At 71.9% G+C, this 15,542-nt stretch carries 14 protein-coding genes; 9 read left to right on the top strand and 5 right to left on the bottom strand.

Features of this window, described 5'->3' with window-relative positions; translation table 11 throughout:
* Nucleotides 1–71: 71 nt before the first annotated feature.
* A complete protein-coding gene (locus tag IE258_RS32345) occupies nucleotides 72–476 on the top strand; it encodes a hypothetical protein (RefSeq protein WP_159328362.1) in 405 nt (134 codons plus the stop codon).
* Between the two features lie 10 nt (nucleotides 477–486).
* Here IE258_RS32345 and IE258_RS32340 read toward each other — a convergent pair whose 3' ends face one another.
* A complete protein-coding gene (locus IE258_RS32340; RefSeq protein ID WP_189749280.1) occupies nucleotides 487–1,644 on the bottom strand; it encodes an enolase C-terminal domain-like protein in 1,158 nt (385 codons plus the stop codon).
* Between the two features lie 155 nt (nucleotides 1,645–1,799).
* Between IE258_RS32340 and IE258_RS32335 the strand changes: the two genes are divergently transcribed.
* Nucleotides 1,800–2,603: a YhjD/YihY/BrkB family envelope integrity protein gene (locus IE258_RS32335; RefSeq protein ID WP_189749278.1), complete on the top strand. Its 804-nt coding sequence runs from the start codon at nucleotides 1,800–1,802 to the stop codon at nucleotides 2,601–2,603.
* Nucleotides 2,604–2,630: 27 nt separating this feature from the next.
* Here IE258_RS32335 and IE258_RS32330 read toward each other — a convergent pair whose 3' ends face one another.
* The 3 genes from IE258_RS32330 to IE258_RS32320 all read right to left on the bottom strand — a co-directional run bounded on the left by IE258_RS32330 (nucleotide 2,631) and on the right by IE258_RS32320 (nucleotide 6,668).
* Nucleotides 2,631–3,674, bottom strand: a complete 1,044-nt coding sequence (locus tag IE258_RS32330) for an SDR family oxidoreductase (RefSeq protein ID WP_189749277.1) — start codon at nucleotides 3,672–3,674, stop codon at nucleotides 2,631–2,633.
* Nucleotides 3,671–5,473: a thiamine pyrophosphate-requiring protein gene (locus IE258_RS32325; protein ID WP_189749276.1), complete on the bottom strand. Its 1,803-nt coding sequence runs from the start codon at nucleotides 5,471–5,473 to the stop codon at nucleotides 3,671–3,673. Before IE258_RS32325 ends, IE258_RS32330 begins: the two co-directional genes overlap by 4 nt.
* Nucleotides 5,474–5,534: 61 nt before the next feature.
* Nucleotides 5,535–6,668 carry a LacI family DNA-binding transcriptional regulator gene (locus IE258_RS32320; protein WP_229892535.1) on the bottom strand — a complete coding sequence of 378 codons (1,134 nt, stop codon included), beginning with the start codon at nucleotides 6,666–6,668 and terminating at the stop codon, nucleotides 5,535–5,537.
* A 190-nt stretch (nucleotides 6,669–6,858) separates the two neighbouring features.
* On the opposite strand from IE258_RS32320, the gene IE258_RS32315 reads away from it, so the two are divergent.
* From IE258_RS32315 to IE258_RS32290, 6 genes are all read left to right on the top strand, one after another.
* Nucleotides 6,859–7,785: a carbohydrate ABC transporter permease gene (locus IE258_RS32315; protein WP_189749275.1), complete on the top strand. Its 927-nt coding sequence runs from the start codon at nucleotides 6,859–6,861 to the stop codon at nucleotides 7,783–7,785.
* A gap of 7 nt (nucleotides 7,786–7,792) precedes the next feature.
* On the top strand, nucleotides 7,793–8,743 hold the full coding sequence (locus tag IE258_RS32310) for a carbohydrate ABC transporter permease (RefSeq protein ID WP_189749273.1): 951 nt from the start codon (nucleotides 7,793–7,795) through the stop codon (nucleotides 8,741–8,743).
* Nucleotides 8,744–8,843: 100 nt separating this feature from the next.
* Nucleotides 8,844–10,199, top strand: coding sequence for an ABC transporter substrate-binding protein (locus IE258_RS32305; protein WP_189749272.1), 1,356 nt, complete (start codon nucleotides 8,844–8,846; stop codon nucleotides 10,197–10,199).
* A 26-nt stretch (nucleotides 10,200–10,225) separates the two neighbouring features.
* Nucleotides 10,226–12,271 (top strand): beta-galactosidase, encoded by a 2,046-nt coding sequence (locus IE258_RS32300; RefSeq protein WP_189749271.1) that lies wholly within the window; start codon nucleotides 10,226–10,228, stop codon nucleotides 12,269–12,271.
* 98 nt (nucleotides 12,272–12,369) lie between these two features.
* Nucleotides 12,370–13,017 carry a sugar O-acetyltransferase gene (locus tag IE258_RS32295; RefSeq protein WP_189749270.1) on the top strand — a complete coding sequence of 216 codons (648 nt, stop codon included), beginning with the start codon at nucleotides 12,370–12,372 and terminating at the stop codon, nucleotides 13,015–13,017.
* Nucleotides 13,018–13,129: 112 nt separating this feature from the next.
* Entirely contained in the window at nucleotides 13,130–13,921 is a 792-nt protein-coding gene (locus tag IE258_RS32290) for an SAM-dependent methyltransferase (protein ID WP_189749268.1), read from the top strand.
* Nucleotides 13,922–13,946: 25 nt separating this feature from the next.
* Here the strand turns inward: IE258_RS32290 and IE258_RS32285 are convergent, their stop codons facing one another.
* Nucleotides 13,947–14,132, bottom strand: coding sequence for a hypothetical protein (locus IE258_RS32285; protein WP_127893556.1), 186 nt, complete (start codon nucleotides 14,130–14,132; stop codon nucleotides 13,947–13,949).
* A 168-nt stretch (nucleotides 14,133–14,300) separates the two neighbouring features.
* Between IE258_RS32285 and IE258_RS32280 the strand changes: the two genes are divergently transcribed.
* Nucleotides 14,301–15,476 carry a spore photoproduct lyase family protein gene (locus IE258_RS32280; RefSeq protein WP_189749267.1) on the top strand — a complete coding sequence of 392 codons (1,176 nt, stop codon included), beginning with the start codon at nucleotides 14,301–14,303 and terminating at the stop codon, nucleotides 15,474–15,476.
* Nucleotides 15,477–15,542 lie beyond the last annotated feature (66 nt).

Genomic DNA, 15,542 nt, shown 5'->3' with positions numbered 1-15,542 from the left:
GGGCGCGGGGCGTTTGCTTCCCGCCCCGCGGGTAACTCCGGCATTCCGGACACCGATCCCCGGGAGTCGCCATGTGGAAGCGCAAGGGCAGGAAGGACCGCAGGACCGCCAAGCCGGTCCCCATGGAGCTGTGCGACCTGTGCGCCAGGGTCTTCCCCGAGGACGAGGCGGTGAGCGGCTACGTGCCGGACTCCTCCGCGGTGCACGAGACCAACGAGTGGTTCGACGGACTGCGGCTCATCACCACGTGTTCCGACGACCACTTCGACGTGATCAAGGACGGGTACGCGCACCGGCCCTTCGTGGACGAGGAGCTGTGGGCGGCGAAGCTGACCCGGGCCCTGACCACCGGTCCGCCGGCCCTCTCCATGGACCAGCTCGGGTGCCGGACGGGCCTCCAGGAGCCCCAGATACGGGCGGCCGTCGCCTGGCACAACGAGCGCATGCGGGAGGCGCAGGAGCGCAGCGACCCCTGAGGGGCCCGGGTCAGCGCGGCGGCCGGACCCCGTGCACCCGGTAGGGCTCCGCGTCGGCCCACCTCACCTCCAGGCCGAGGCCCGGCCTGGAGGTGTCGGGGCGCAGCGCCCCGCCCTCGGGCGACAGGGCACCGTCGAACAGCAGCCGCTCGACGCGCACGTGGTCGTGGAAGTACTCCAGGTGCCGCAGCCGCCGCACGGCGCAGAAGGCGTGGGCGGACACCGCGGGCGCGCAGTGCGCGGACAGGTCCAGGTGCCGCACCGCGGACAGGCCGGCGACCTCCAGCACCGCGGTGATGCCGCCGCACCGGGTGACGTCGGCCTGGAGGCAGTCCACCGCGGGCGGCTCGGTCAGGTTGGCGAAGTCCTGGGCGGTGAAGGCGTACTCCCCCGCGGTGATCTCCAGCCGTGCCGGGCCGCGCTCGCGCAGCATCCGCAGTCCCTCCAGGTCCGCGGAGCCGACCGGTTCCTCGAACCACCGCACGTCCCACGCGTCGTGGAACCGGTGCGCCCAGTGCAGGGCCTCCTTGCGGCCGAGCGCGCCGTTGGCGTCGGTGAACAGCTCCGTCCCGTCGCCCACCGCCCGGCGTACGGCGGTCAGGCGCCGAGGGTCGGCGTCCGGGTCCCGTGAGGTCTTCAGCTTCACGCGCCCGATGCCCTGCCCGACCCATCCGGCGAGCTGGTCGGTGAGGCGGTCCAGGGGGTAGTTGGTGAAGCCGCCGCTGCCGTAGACCGGCACCCGGTCGTGGTGGGCCGGCAGGAGCTGGACCAGCGCAAGCCCCAGCAGCCGTGCCTTGAGGTCCCACAGCGCCACGTCCACGGCGGACCGGGCCATGGCCCCGACGCCGGGGCGGCCGGCGTTGCGCATCCGCGCGCCCATCCGCTCCCACAGGGCCGGCGGCGAGGAGACCGGGCGGCCCTCGACGGCCGGCGCGAGCACGGAGCGGACGAAGGACGCCACCGAGACGTCCCCGTAGGTGTAGCCGAGCCCGGTACGGCCGCCGGCGTGCACGCGCACCAGGACGAGGGTCGTGGCGTCCCACTCCAGGGTGCCGTCCTGCTCACGGCCCCCGGGGCCGTCGGTGGGGAACTCGAAGGCGTGCACGTCGACCGCGTCGACCACGCACTCGTCCAGGGCCCCGGTCTCCGGGCCGGTCAGCGGCGTCATCGCGCACTCCCTCGCCTTCGCGTACCCGGGGCCGGTTCCCCGCACGGTCCGGTCCATGCGCGGGCCGTCCGGGTCAACCGACGTTTGTCCGGGCGCCGGCCGGGTCACTCAGTTCCCCGTCGCGAGCCATCGAAAGGACGCCCGAGGAGCACCCCGTGAACCGGTTGTGGCGGCCGTTCCACCGTGCGTGGGACTGGTTGGCCGCGTCCGCCCTGGTCCGGCGCGGCCGGGACCTGGAGCTGATGCACAGGGCCATGGGCTTCGCCACCCTCGCCCTGGTCACGCTCGCACCGCTGCTGATCGTGGTGGCCGCCGCCGACCCGCTGGGGCGCGGGGGCTTCGCCTCGTGGCTGGCCGACGGCATGGGGCTGTCCGGGCGGTCGGCCAAGGTGCTGACCGACATCATCAGCCCGCCGACGAAAATCGTCGGCACGACGAGCGTGTGGGGCGGCATCCTGCTCGGCGTGTTCGGCGTGTCCTTCGCGGCCAGCGTCCAGAACGGCTACGAGCGCATCTGGGAACTGCCCTCCGGCCCGTGGCACCGCATCTGGCGCCAGATGACCTGGGTGATCCTGCTGACCGCGTACCTCTACCAGGAGGTGCAGACACGGACCGCGCTGCACGGTACGGCCCGGATCGCGCTGTCGACCGCCAGCGGCATGCTGTTCTTCTGGTGGGGCCAGCACTTCCTGCTGGGCGGCCAGGTCCGCTGGCGCGATCTGCTGCCGGGGGCGTTCGCCACGATGGTGGGACTGATCGGCCTGCGCGGCTTCTCGTACCTCTTCTTCACGCCGCTCATCCTCGACAACGCGTTCAGCTACGGCGCGGTCGGCATCGTGCTGGTGGTGGAGTCCTGGCTGATCGGGGTCGGGTTCGTCGTCTTCGGCGGCGCGATGGTCGGGCACTGGTTCTGCGAGCACCACTGGTGGGCGCGGAACATCGACCGCAGACCCGACTGACTGATCCGGGGGTCGTCGGCCGTACGGTCAGGCGGCGCGCCTGCGCAGTCCGCCGGCCAGCGCCGCGGCCACCGCCCCGGTCGCGGCCGTGGCCAGGGCCAGCGGGCGGCGGTTGCGGGAGATCCAGAACTGGACGCTGCGCGGATGCGCCTCGTCGTCGAAGATCCCGTGTGTGCCGTAGTCGTCCGGGGCGGTGTCGTCCGGCGGCTTCCAGAGGTTGACCGGCCGCGACGGGTCGACCGGCCGGTCCGTCTGCTGCCCGTCGTAGCCGGTGCGGGCCAGGTAGCGGTCGAGGAGCCCCGGGGCGAGCTTCTGGCCCAGCAGCGTGGCGACCGTGGAGCCGCCGACCCAGTACATGCGCCGCTCGGGGTGGTCCGCGGCGTGCAGCACGGCCCGCGCGGCCACCTCCGGCTGGTAGACGGGGGCCACCGGGCGCGGATGGCGGGGCAGCCGGGTCAGGACCCAACTGAACTGGGGCGTGTTGAGCCCGGGCATCTGCACCATGGTCACCCGCACCCCGCTGCGGTCGTGCAGCAGCTCGCAGCGCAGCGACTCGGTGAACCCCTGGATGGCGTGCTTGGCCCCGCAGTAGACGGCCTGGAGCGGGACGCTGCGTTCGGCCAGGGCCGATCCGACCTGGACGATGGTGCCGCGGTCGCGCGGTGTCATGCGCCGCAGGGCGGCCTGGGTGCCGTGGACGAAGCCGAAGTAGGTCACCTCGGTGGCCCGCCTCAGCTCCTCGGGCCGGATCTCCGGCACGGGCGCGAAGACGGTCGAGAACGCGGCGTTCACCCACACGTCGATCGGCCCGAACTCCTCCTCGACGCGGGTGGCCGCGGCGTCCACGGCCTCCGCGTCGGCGACGTCCACGACCAGCGGCAGCGCGCGCCCGCCGGCCGCCTCCACCTCCTCGGCGGCACGCTGGAGGGCGTGCTCGCCCCGGGCGATCAGGGCCACCGCGGCCCCCCGGGCGCCGAAGGCGCGGGCGGTGGCCCTGCCGACGCCGCCGGTCGCGCCGGTGACGACGACGACCTCGGGGCCGTCCCCGCCCCGGTCCCGGGTGCCGCTCACTTCCGGCCCCGGCCGGGGAGGTGCTCGGCGTACTCGGTGAGCTTCTGGCGTACGCCCTTGGTGGCGATCCCGGTCAGCTCCGGGTCGTGCAGCGCCGCCTTGATGGCCTTCTTGCCCTGGTCCTTCATGATGTGCGGCGGGATCGGCGCGATCTCCGCGTCGACCTTGAACTCCAGGACCACGGGCCGGTCGGCGGCGAGCGCCTCGTCCCAGGCGGAGCCGACCTTCTTGGGGTCGGCGCAGACGATGCCCTTGAGGCCGAGGAGTTCGGCGTAGGCGGCGTAGGGGACGTCGGGGATGTCCTGCGAGCCCGGGTACTTGGGGTCGCCGGCCATGGCGCGCTGCTCCCAGGTGACCTGGTTGAGGTCCTGGTTGTTGAACACGCAGAAGATGAGCGGCGCCGACCCGGACAGGCGGTCCAGATAGCGCTTGACGGTGATCATCTCGTTCATGCCGTTCATCTGGAACGCGCCGTCGCCGATGAAGGCGATCACCGGCCGCTCGGGGTACGCGAACCGCGCCGCGATGGCGTACGGCGTCCCCGGGCCCATGGTGGCCAGGGTGCCGGAGAGCGAGGCCCGCATGCCGTCGCGCAGCAGGAGGTGGCGCGCCCACCAGTTGGTACCCGAGCCGGAGTCGGCCGTCAGGATGACGTCGTCCGGCAGCCGCGGCGAGAGTTCGGCGGCGACGGCCTGGGGGTTGATGGTCTTGCCGAAGTGCTCGCCCGCCCAGCGGTCGCACAGGTCGTGCCACTCCCCGACGTCCTTCTCGATCTTCTCCCGCCAGCCGCGGTCCTCCTTGCGCTGGAGCATCGGGATCAGGGCGCGCAGGGTCTCCCTGGAGTCGCCGACGAGGTGGGCGTCCATGGGGTAGCGGATGCCGATCATGCGGCCGTCGATGTCGATCTCCACGCCCCGGGCCTGCCCCTCCTCGGGCAGCCACTCCGAGTACGGGAAGCTGCTGCCGACCATGAGCAGGGTGTCGCAGCCCTTGATCATGTTGTCGCTGGCCTTGCTGCCCAGCAGGCCGATGGGCCCGGTGACGTAGGGCAGGTCGTCGGGCAGGACCTCGCGGCCGAGCAGGGCCTTGGCGACCCCGGCGCCGAGCAGTTCGGCGACCTCCATGACCTCGGCCTCCGCGTTCGCCGCGCCCTGGCCGACGAGCATGGCGACCTTGTTCCCCGCGTTGAGGACGTCGGCGGCCTTGCGCAGTTCGTCGAGGTCGGGCAGCACCCGCGGCCGGCTCCAGCCCACGCTGGAGAAGACGGAGCCGTGCTCCCTGGGCGGGGAGGGCTGGGCCTCCTCCTCCTGGATGTCGTTGGGGATGATGATCGTGGCGACGCCCCGGGTGGTCAGCGCGGTCTTGAAGGCCCGGTCGATGACGTGCCGGGCCTGGCCCGGGTGCACGACCATCTGGCAGTACTCGGACACGTCCGCGAAGAGCTGGTCGAGCGCGATCTCCTGCTGGTAGTGGGTGCCCAGGGACAGCCGCTTCTGCTGGCCCACCACCGCCACCACGGGCTGGTGGTCGAGCTTCGCGTCGTACAGGCCGTTGAGCAGGTGCACGGCGCCCGGGCCCGAGGTGGCGACGCAACAGCCCACCTCGCCGGTGAACTTGGCGTGGCCGCAGGCCATGAAGGCGGCCATCTCCTCGTGCCTGGCCTGGATGAACTCCGGGTCGCCGTCGGCCCGGTCGAACGCGCCGAGCAGACCGTTGATGCCGTCACCCGGATAGCCGTAGACCCGCTGGACGCCCCACTCGGACAGACGCTGGAGCACATAGTCGGCGACTTGGGTCATGGAGCTCTCCCAGGCGTGGGGGGACAACGGTCGGCTTGTGGGGTTACCTCCCCGGCCGCCTCTAAACCGCCGTGCCGTCCCCGGACGCTCCTCGATCCGGCCGTCCGTCCGCTGCTGCCGCTTTCGCCCCCGCCCGCTGTGCCGGCGGCGGTGCCGTGCTCGCCCGGGTCACCAGCCGGGTCGGCACCAGTGTCGTGCCCCGCTCCGGACCGGCCGCGCGCATCTTGCGCAGCACGGCCCGCACGCACTGCCGTCCGACCTCGGCGAAGTCCTGGTGGACGGTGGTCAGCGGGGGCAGGAAGGAGCCGGCCTCGGCGATGTCGTCGAAGCCGATGACGCTGACGTCCTCGGGCACGCCCCGGCCGCGTTCGTGCAGGGCGCGCAGCAGGCCGAGGGCCATCTGGTCGTTGGCCGCGAAGACGGCGGTGCACTCCTCGCGCGCGGCGAGTTCCAGACCCGCCCGGTAGCCGGACTCCGCCGACCAGTCGCCCCGGACGAGGGGTGGCGGGGTGCGACCGGCCTCGGTGAGCGTGTGCCGCCATGCGTCGGTGCGGCGCTGGGCGGCGAAGGACCCCTCGGGGCCGGCCAAGTGCCAGACCGTCTCATGCCCGAGGTCCAGCAGGTGGCGCACGGCGGCGCGGCTGCCGCCGGCCTGGTCGGTGTCGACGACCGTGTAGGTGTCGCCGGCGTCGGAGTCGACCACGACGACCTGGACGTGCGGGGGCAGCGTGAGGGATGCCGCGTCCAGGAGGTGGACCTCCATGATGACGATGACCGCGTCGACGGCCAGTTCCTCCAGACGCGAGAACGCGCCGCGCACCTCGTCCTGGGTGGGGACGGCGACCGGCAGCAGCGTCACCGCGTACCCCTCGCTCGCCGCGGAGGTCGCGATGGCCTCCAGGGTGCGCACATTGCCGGTGGTGGCCAGCGAGAAGGTGATGATGCCGATGGTGCGGAACTCGCCGCGTTTGAGGGCCCGGGCCGCGCTGTTGGGCCGGTAGCCCAGCTCCTTCATGGCCGCCAGCACCTGCCCCCGGGTCTCATCGGTGACGCCCGCGTAGCCGTTGGAGACGCGGGAGACGGTCTGCGAGGAGACTCCGGCCAGCCGGGCCACGTCCGCCATGGAGGCCGTGCGGTCCCGGCCGCGGCGGACACCCGCGGGTGCGCTCGTCGGGACTTCCTCAGCCGTGCTCACTCGCCGTCAGCCGCCCTTCCGTCGCTGTCGGGTCCCGGTGCGAAAGGACCCTTGACCGTCGTCATCGGGGCAGTGTAGACATGCCGCCATCCGATGTTTACGTAAACATAACAGCCCGCCGCCTCTTCGCGGAGCGTGATGTTTACGCAAACATCGGCGAAGTTCGAGGACGTGGACGAGCGAGGACGACATGACGACGCTGCAACCGCCGGCCGCCGCCGAGCCGCGGTCGGCCCCGCCCCCGGTGCGGCGGGACCGCCGTTCCTGGACGGGGTGGGGCTTCCTCGGTCCCTTCGTGGCCGTGTTCGCCCTGGTCTTCCTCGCGCCGATCGCCTACTCGGTCTACCTCAGCCTCTTCCGCGACCAGCTGATCGGCGGGACCACCTTCGTCGGCCTCGACAACTACGGCGAGGCGCTCGGGGACGAACGGTTCTGGGCCTCGCTCGGCCGGGTCTCGCTCTTCCTGGCCGTACAGGTGCCGATCATGCTCGGTATCGCCCTGCTCGTGGCGCTGGCGCTGGACAGCGGCCGCCTCTACGGCCGGGACTTCTTCCGCATCTCGATCTTCCTGCCGTACGCCGTGCCCGCCGTGGTGGCCACCCTGATGTGGGGCTTCATGTACGGCACCCGCTTCGGCCTGGTCGGTGACATCAACGGCGCGCTGGGCGTCTCACTGCCCGACCCGCTCTCCCCCGACCTGGTGCTGGCCTCCATCGGCAACATCGTGACCTGGGAGTTCGTCGGCTACAACATGCTGATCTTCTACGCGGCGCTGCGCGTGGTCCCGCACTCGCTCTACGAGGCGGCCCAGATCGACGGCGCCGGACAGATCCGCGTGATCACCGCCATCAAGCTCCCGGCCATCCGCGGGGCCCTGGTGATCGCCACCATCTTCTCGATCATCGGCAGCTTCCAGCTCTTCAACGAGCCCAGCATCCTGCAGCCCCTGGCGCGCAACGCCATCACCACGGACTACACGCCGAACTACTACACCTACGCGCTGTCCTTCAACGGACAGCAGCACAACTACTCCGCGACGGTCGCCATCGTCATGGGGCTGATCACCATGGTCGTCGCCTACGCCGTGCAGCTGCGCGGCATGCGCAAGGGAGTGTGAGACAGCGATGACCAGTCCCGTCGCCACCGTTTCCGACCGCTCCGCGCCCGCACCGTCCGGCACCTCGGGCTCCGTGCCCCGGCTGCGGACGCCCCGGCGCCGGCACTCCGCCGACAAGCCCCGGCGCAGCGTGCTGCTGACCGCGCTCACCTCACTCGTGCTGCTGTACAGCCTGGTGCCGCTGGTCTGGCTGGCCATCAGCGCCACCAAGACCCAGGAGGGGCTGTCCCGTTCCGCCGGCCTCTGGTTCGACGGCGACTTCGCGCTGTGGGACAACATCACCGAGACGTTCACCTACGACGACGGCGTCTTCACCCGCTGGCTGCTCAACACCCTGCTGTACGTGGGCCTCGGAGCGGGCGGCGCCACCCTCCTCGCCGTGCTCGGCGGCTACGCCCTCGCCAAGTTCGACTTCCCCGGCCGGCGTGCCGTCTTCGCCGTCGTCATCGGCGCCGTGGCGGTGCCGGGGACGGCGCTGGCGGTGCCGACCTTCCTGATGTTCAGCGAGATGGGGCTCACCAACACGCCCTGGGCGGTGATCGTCCCGTCCCTGATCTCGCCGTTCGGCCTCTATCTGATGTGGGTGTTCGCCACCGAGGCCATCCCGACCGAGCTGATGGAGGCCGCCCGCATCGACGGGGCGGGCGAGGTGCGCACCTTCTTCCGGGTCGCCCTGCCGCTGCTGGCGCCCGGCATCGTCACGGTCCTGCTGTTCACCATGGTCGCGACCTGGAACAACTACTTCCTGCCGCTGGTCATGCTCAAGGACCCCGACTGGTATCCGCTGACGCTCGGCCTCAACAGCTGGAACCAGCAGGCCGCGACCGCGGGCGGCGAGCCCGTCTTCAACCTCGTCGTCACCGGGTCGCTCCTCACCATCCTGCCGCTGATCGCCGCGTTCCTGCTGCTCCAGAGGTACTGGCAGTCCGGACTCGCCGCCGGAAGCGTCAAGGAGTAACCCTTCCCAGCCCTCTCCCTCCCCCGCTCCCGTCCCTCACCGAGAACCCCGACAACCCTCAACGGTGCCGGTCCCGGCCACGAAGAAGTGGAAGCACCCCATGCCCACACATCTGTCCACGCACTCGCGTCGCCTCCTGCGCGGCACGGCCCTCCTCTGCGCCCTCGCCCTGGGGGCGAGTGCCTGCGGCGACTCCGACGACGGGGGGTCGAACCAGAAGGCGGTCTCCGAGGCGGACGTCCAGGCGGCCCTGAAGGAGGGCGGCACCGTAACGGTCTGGGCGTGGGAGCCCACGCTCAAGCAGGTCGCCACCGACTTCGAGAAGGCACACCCGGGCGTCAAGGTGAACCTCGTCAACGCCGGGACCAACAAGGACCAGTACACGGCGCTGCAGAACGCGATCTCGGCGAAGAAGGGCGTCCCGGACGTCGCCCAGGTCGAGTACTACGCGATGGGCCAGTTCGCCCTGACCGAGCAGCTCACGGACCTCAAGTCCTTCGGCGCCGACAAGCTCTCCGCCCAGTTCTCCCCCGGTCCGTGGAACGGGGTGAAGGCCGGTTCGGACGGCGTCTACGCGCTGCCCATGGACTCCGGTCCGATGGCGCTGTTCTACAACAAGAAGGTCTTCGACAAGTACCACATCGAGGTGCCGACCACCTGGGCCGAGTACCTGGACGCCGCCCGCGACCTGCACAAGGCCGACCCGAAGGCGTACATCACCGCCGACAACGGCGACGCCGGATTCGCCACCAGCATGCTCTGGCAGGCCGGTTCGCGCCCCTACACGGTGAACGGCACCAAGGTGAAGATCGACTTCTCCGACCAGGGCGCCAAGACCTTCACCGGCACCTGGCAGCAGCTCATCGACGAGAAGCTGCTCGCCACCGTCCCCGCCTGGACCGACGAGTGGTACAAGGGCCTCGCCGACGGCACCATAGCGACGCTGGCCACCGGCGCCTGGATGCCCGCCAACCTGGAGTCCGGCGCGAAGGCGGCGTCCGGCGACTGGCGCGTCGCCCCGATGCCCCAGTGGACCGCGGGCGGCAAGGTCAGCGCCGAGAACGGCGGCAGCGCGCTCGCGCTCCCGGAGCTCGGCAAGAACGAGGCGCTGGCGTACGCCTTCGTCGAGTACGCGAACGCCGGTGACGGCGTGCAGACCCGGCTGAAGAACGGTGCCTTCCCGGCGACCACCGCCGACCTGCAGTCCACGAAGTTCCAGGACACCGCGTTCCCGTACTTCGGCGGCCAGAAGGCCAACAAGATCTTCGCCGAGTCGGCCGCGGACGTCCCCGACGACTGGTCGTACCTGCCCTACCAGGTCTACGCGAACTCGGTCTTCAACGACACCGTCGGCAAGGCCTACGTCTCCGGCACCACGCTGGCCGAGGGCCTCGAGTCCTGGCAGGAGGCCTCGGTGAAGTACGGCGAGGAGCAGGGCTTCACCGTCGAGAAGTAGCGCACGCCCCCACCGGAAGGACCGCCATGATCTCCACCCTCCACTCCCGCCCGCAGCGCGGGGCGGACGGTGCGCCCGCCCCCCGTCTCGGCTACGGCGCCGACTACAACCCCGAGCAGTGGCCCCGGGAGGTGTGGCAGGAGGACGTACGGCTGATGCGCGAGGCCGGTGTAACCATCGTCTCGCTCGGCATCTTCTCCTGGGCCCGCATCCAGCCCGGCCCGGACACCTGGGACTTCGCCTGGCTCGACGAGGTGATGGACCTGCTGCACGAGCACGGCGTCGGCGTCGACCTGGCGACCGCCACCGCCTCCCCGCCGCCGTGGCTGACGAGGGCGCACCCCGAGATCCTGCCGGTCACCGAGCGGGGCGAGACGCTGTCGCCGGGGGCACGCCAGCACTGGCGCCCGACCTCGCCCGTCTTCCGCGAGCACGCGCTGCGCCTGGTCCGGAAGCTGGCCACCCGCTACGCCGGCCACCCGGCCCTGGTCGCCTGGCACGTCAACAACGAGCTGGGCTGTCACAACGTCTACGACTACTCCGACGACGCGGCCCGTGCCTTCCGCGACTGGCTGCGCGCCCGGTACGGCACCACGGACGCCCTCAACCACGCCTGGGGCACGGCGTTCTGGTCGCAGCGCTACGGCGACTGGGCGGAAGTCCTGCCGCCCCGGCTGGCCGCGTCCCACCCGAATCCGACCCAGCAGCTGGACTTCAAGCGCTTCTCCTCGGACGCGCTCAAGGACCACCTGCGCGCGGAGCGGGACCTGCTGCGGGAGCTGACCCCGGACGTCCCCGTCACCACCAACTTCATGGTGATGCCCGGCACCAAGGGCATGAACTACGCGGACTGGGCGGACGAGGTGGACTTCGTCGCCAACGACCACTACGTGGTGCCGCACCCGCAGGCCCGCGACGAGCTGTCCTTCTCGGCGAACCTCACCAGCGGCATCGCGGGCGGCCGCCCCTGGTTCCTGATGGAGCACTCCACCAGTGCCGTGAACTGGCAGCCCGTCAACCTGGCCAAGCGGCCGGGCGAGATGGCCCGGGACTCGCTGACGCACGTGGCGCACGGCGCGGACGCGGTCTGCTTCTTCCAGTGGCGCCAGTCGGCGGCCGGCGCCGAGAAGTACCACTCGGCGATGGTCCCGCACGCCGGTGCGGACAGCGATCTGTTCCGTTCGGTCGTCGCGCTCGGCGACACGCTCAAGGCGCTCGCGCCCATCGCCGGGAGCGAGCGGGAGCCCGCCGAGGTGGGCATCCTCTTCGACTGGGAGTCGTGGTGGGCGAGCGAGCAGGACTCGCACCCCACCTCACTGCTCGACTACCACCGGGAGGCGCTCGACTGGTACTCGGCGCTGCTCGCCCTGGGCGTCCGCGCCGACGTCGTCACCACCGGCGCCGACCTGGGCCGCCACCGGGTGCTGATCGCGCCGGTGCTGCACCTGGTCCCGGCCGAGCTGGCCAAGGACCTCACGCGCTACGCCGAGCAGGGCGGGCACCTGGTCACCACCTACTTCTCCGGCATCGTGGACGAGAACGACCACGTCTGGCTGGGCGGCTACCCGGGCGCGCTGCGGGACCTGCTCGGCATCCGCGTCGAGGAGTTCGGCCCGCTGCCCGCCGGGCAGAGTGTGGAGCTGGACGGCGCGGGCAGCGGGAGCCTGTGGACCGACCGGATCACCGTGACAGCGCCGGAGACCGAGGTCCTGGCCCACTACCGCACCGGCGCCCAGGCGGGGCGCCCGGCCGTCACCCGGCGTCCCACGGGCACCGGTTCGGCCGCCTACGTCTCCACCCGGCTCGGCGCCGACGGGCTCGCCGCGCTGCTGCCACGGCTGCTCGGCCCGGCCGGGGTGGCGAGCGAGCTGCCCGCCGGGGTGCGGGGACGGGTCGAGACCACGGTGCGCCGGGGCCCCGGCGGACGGTTCCTGTTCCTGGTCAACCGGACCGACGAGGCCGTGACCGTCCCGGGCCTGACCGGAGAGGTCCTCGTGGGGTCCACCGGCGAGGACGGCGCCGTCGCCCTCGCGCCCGGGGGCGTCGCCGTGCTCCGCACGCCCACCGACTGAGCGCACGAACGCCCCGTCCCGCGGCCCCTCGGAGCGGACGCACCCCGCTCCGGGGGGCCGTACCTCCGGCCCACCCCGTACGTACACGAGGAGACCGCATGACCACCGACCCCCGTGAGCGCGAGGTCCGCCGCAGGATGGCGGCCCGGGAGCTGTACGCGGACGGCGCCCCGGGCCTGGAGGGCCTGGCGGAGGAGCGGCTGCGCGGCAAGGAACTGGCCGACGCCTACAACCGGACCGGCGCGCGGGACGAGGAGGGCCGCCGGGCGCTCCTGAAAGAGCTGCTCGCGTCGCTGGGCACGGGCGTGTGGATCGAGCCGCCGCTGCACGTGGCCTACGGCAACCGGGTCCACCTGGGCGACGACGTGTACGCCAACTTCGGCCTCACCCTCGTCGACGACGTCGAGGTCTTCGTCGGGGACCGGGTGATGTTCGCCCCGCACGTCACCGTCAGCACCACCGGGCACCCCGTCCACCCCGAGCTGCGCCGGGACGGCACCCAGTTCTCGGCGCCGGTGCGCATCGAGGACGACGTGTGGATCGGGGCCGGCGCGCTGATCATGCCGGGGGTGACCGTCGGCCGGGGCTCGGTGGTCGGGGCGGGCAGTGTGGTGACGGCCCATGTGCCGCCGATGACGGTCGTCGCCGGGACGCCGGCCCGGGTACTGCGCGAGATCACCGACGCCGACCGCGAGTGGACCTACCGTCCGCCCCGCACCCTGGCGCCCGGGCCGGGGTCGCGGTGAGCAACCTGGGGCTCGGCAACTTCCGGTGCCCGTGCGGCACATGGCACGGCGGCACCGCAGTACGATGATCGAAAACTGCGGCGAGCGTCACCCCCGGACCACGGAGCCTGCCATGACCACCGACCACACCCAGCCTCCCCAGATCGACACCGGCCGGGCCCACCCCGCGCGGGTCTACGACTGGCTGCTGGGCGGCAAGGACAACTACCCGGTCGACGAGGCGGTGGGCGAGACCCTGCCGCCCGAGGCGCGGGACGCGGCGCGGCAGAACCGCGCGTTCATGAACCGCGCGGTGGCGCACCTCGCCGCACAGGGCATCGACCAGTTCCTGGACATCGGCACCGGCATCCCGACCGAGCCCAACCTGCACCAGATCGTCCAGCGGACGGTGCCGACGGCCCGCGTCGTCTACGCCGACAACGACCCGATCGTGCTGCGGCACGCGGAGGCGCTGCTGGTCAGCAGCCCCGAGGGGGCCACGGACTACATCCAGGCCGACGTCCGGGAGCCCGAGGAGATCGTGCGGCACGCCCGCGGGATCCTCGACTTCGACCGGCCGATCGCGTTGTCGCTGATCGCGCTGATGCACTTCGTTCCCGACGACCAGGACGCCCACGGCATCGTGCGGGGACTGGTCGAGACCCTCCCTGCGGGCAGCCATCTGGTCCTCTCGCATGCCGCGATCGACCTCTTCCCCGAGCTCGCGGAGCAGGTGATCGCCCAGTACGCCAAGGGCGGCATCCGGCTCGGCTTCCGCACCAGGGCGGAGGTGTCCCGCTTCTTCGACGGTCTGGAGCTGGTGCCGCCCGGCCTGGTCACGGCCACCGAGTGGTACGGCGAGGGCCAGGAGCCGCCCGCGCGGGAGGAGAGCGGTATCTACGCGGGCGTGGCGCGCATTCCCTGACGGGTGACGAGGAGGGCGGGGGTGGCTAGCGCCGGCGCCCCCGCGTCGCCCAGCCGCTGCCGATGCCTGCGACGTGCAGGGCCAGCAGGGCGAGGCCGATGAGCATGACGTTGGTGGAGGTGAAGACGTCGTTGGTCGACACCTCCGCCGCGTTGATCAGCCAGGCGATGAGGAACAGGACCGCCGCGACGATGGCGAGCACGGTGTACATCCCTTCGGGTCGGCGGCACCGGAGCGGTGCCGTGTCTCGCGTATGCCCCCGACGGGCCGCGTGACACGACGGAGGGCACCGCGCGGTTCGTACGGTGTTCGTACAGTGGAGGAGGCGGCTCGCCGTGGAGCCGCCCGGTCACTCGCCCACACCCGTCCCGGAGCCCTCATGCACGCCCCGTCCACCGCGCCGGACGACGACGGTTTCGGCACACTGTTCGGCCTGGACGCCCTCACGCCGGATCCGCCGCCCGCCGCCGGTCCGCTCTTCCGGGACTCCGCCGCCGCGCGCCGGCTGCTGCCGGTGCGGGAGATCCACGCCGAGCCGGCCGCGGCCGCCTCCCCGCGCGGCCGGCAGGTCCTCGCCCGGTTCCCGGATGCCCGTGTGGTCGAGGTGGACTCCCACTGGGGCATCCCCGGACTGCACGGCAACGAGGGCAACGTCGAGCGCTGGGTGCGGGTCAAGGGCGAGACGCTGGTCCTGGGCGAGCGGAAGACACTGGCCACCCGCCCCAACGGCCGTTCCGCGGACTGGATCGCGCCGGGCGCCTCCAACGGCTGCGCCATGGCCTGCGCCTACTGCTACGTGCCGCGCCGCAAGGGGTACGCCAACCCCGTCACGGTGTTCACCAACATCGACCGGATCATCGCCCACCTCGGCCGGCACATCGCCCGGCAGGGGCCCAAGCGCGAGCCGAACCAGTGCGACGCCGACGCCTGGGTCTACGACGTGGGTGAGAACGGCGACTGCTCGGTGGACGCCCTGATCTGCGACAACACCGCGGACCTGGTGCACGCCTTTTGCCGGTGGCCGACGGCCAAGGCGTCCTTCGCGACGAAGTTCGTCAACCCCGACCTGCTCGCCCTGGACCCGCGCGGCCGGACCCGGATCCGCTTCTCCCTGATGCCGCCGGACGACTCCCGGCTGCTGGACGTGCGCACCTCACCCGTCGCCGAGCGCATCGCCGCGGCCGGCGACTTCCTGGACGCCGGCTACGAGGTGCACTTCAACCTCTCCCCCGTGGTGGTGCGGCCGGGCTGGGAGGACGCCTGGGCCCAGTTGCTGCGGCACCTCGACGACGTCCTGCCCGACCGGGTCAAGCGGCAGGCCGCCGCCGAGGTGATCATGCTGACGCACAACCGGGACCTGCACGAGGTCAATCTGGGCTGGCACCCGCGCGCCGAGGAGGTGTTGTGGCGGCCGGAGCTCCAGCAGGCCAAGCGCTCGGAGAACGGCGCGCTCAACGTGCGTTACCGGGCGGACGTCAAGGCCGGGGCGGTCGCCCGGCTCCGTGCGCTGGTCGCCGACCACACGCCCTGGCTGCGGATCCGCTACGCCTTCTGAGAGCGGCCCCCGATAATGTTGCGTGTGCAACAACCGCCGGAGGCAGTGCTTCCGGCAGTTCCGCGA

Source organism: Streptomyces tendae (assembly GCF_014650435.1).
Taxonomy (GTDB): Bacteria; Actinomycetota; Actinomycetes; order Streptomycetales; family Streptomycetaceae; genus Streptomyces; species Streptomyces tendae.
Note: the sequence above shows the minus strand (reverse complement) of the source record. Positions and strands in the feature narration are given on the sequence as shown.

What these genes read in the sequence shown, in the direction of transcription:
- IE258_RS32345 (WP_159328362.1), top strand. Translation starts at nt 72, where the DNA reads ATGTGGAAGCGCAAGGGCAGGAAGGACCGCAGGACCGCCAAGCCGGTC.
- IE258_RS32340 (WP_189749280.1), bottom strand. Translation starts at nt 1,644, where the DNA reads ATGACGCCGCTGACCGGCCCGGAGACCGGGGCCCTGGACGAGTGCGTG.
- IE258_RS32325 (WP_189749276.1), bottom strand. Translation starts at nt 5,473, where the DNA reads ATGACCCAAGTCGCCGACTATGTGCTCCAGCGTCTGTCCGAGTGGGGC.
- IE258_RS32315 (WP_189749275.1), top strand. Translation starts at nt 6,859, where the DNA reads ATGACGACGCTGCAACCGCCGGCCGCCGCCGAGCCGCGGTCGGCCCCG.
- IE258_RS32310 (WP_189749273.1), top strand. Translation starts at nt 7,793, where the DNA reads ATGACCAGTCCCGTCGCCACCGTTTCCGACCGCTCCGCGCCCGCACCG.
- IE258_RS32305 (WP_189749272.1), top strand. Translation starts at nt 8,844, where the DNA reads ATGCCCACACATCTGTCCACGCACTCGCGTCGCCTCCTGCGCGGCACG.
- IE258_RS32300 (WP_189749271.1), top strand. Translation starts at nt 10,226, where the DNA reads ATGATCTCCACCCTCCACTCCCGCCCGCAGCGCGGGGCGGACGGTGCG.
- IE258_RS32295 (WP_189749270.1), top strand. Translation starts at nt 12,370, where the DNA reads ATGACCACCGACCCCCGTGAGCGCGAGGTCCGCCGCAGGATGGCGGCC.
- IE258_RS32290 (WP_189749268.1), top strand. Translation starts at nt 13,130, where the DNA reads ATGACCACCGACCACACCCAGCCTCCCCAGATCGACACCGGCCGGGCC.
- IE258_RS32285 (WP_127893556.1), bottom strand. Translation starts at nt 14,132, where the DNA reads ATGTACACCGTGCTCGCCATCGTCGCGGCGGTCCTGTTCCTCATCGCC.
- IE258_RS32280 (WP_189749267.1), top strand. Translation starts at nt 14,301, where the DNA reads ATGCACGCCCCGTCCACCGCGCCGGACGACGACGGTTTCGGCACACTG.